This is a genomic window from Micromonospora echinofusca (genome assembly GCF_017614955.1).
GTDB classification, from domain to species: Bacteria; Actinomycetota; Actinomycetes; order Mycobacteriales; family Micromonosporaceae; genus Micromonospora; species Micromonospora echinofusca_A.
Window position 1 is genome coordinate 1 of sequence record NZ_WVUH01000745.1, and the last position, 430, is coordinate 430.

Sequence of the window (430 nt, forward strand, 5' to 3'; positions counted from 1 at the left end):
GTTCGAGGCGGTGCCGGGCCAGCAGGTCGGCGTCGGCGAGCAGCTCCGGGGTGGACCCGTCGGCGACGATCCGGCCCTGGTCCAGGATCACCGACCGGTCGCAGAGTTCCAGCGCGTACGGCAGATCGTGGGTGACCATCAGCAGGGTGACCGGCAGGGCGCGCAGGATCTCCGCCAACTCCCGCCGGGCCGCCGGGTCGAGGTTCGACGAGGGCTCGTCCAGCACCAAGATCTCCGGGCGCATGGCGAGCACGGTCGCCACCGCCACCCGACGCCGCTGCCCGAAGGAGAGGTGCTGCGGTGCCCGGTCCCGGTGCGCGGACATGCCGACCGCCGTCAGCGCCTCGTCCACCCGCCCGGCCAGCTCCGCCCCGCGCAACCCCAGATTGGCCGGGCGGGTGGACGAGGCGCTGACGGCGGTCGGCATGTC

Annotated in this window: 1 protein-coding gene; it reads right to left on the bottom strand. The window is 74.2% G+C overall.

Annotation, left to right across the window (positions count from 1 at the left end; translation table 11 throughout):
* On the bottom strand, positions 1 to 430 hold a 430-nt coding region (locus GSF22_RS34200; protein ID WP_208817995.1), incomplete at both ends, for an energy-coupling factor ABC transporter ATP-binding protein.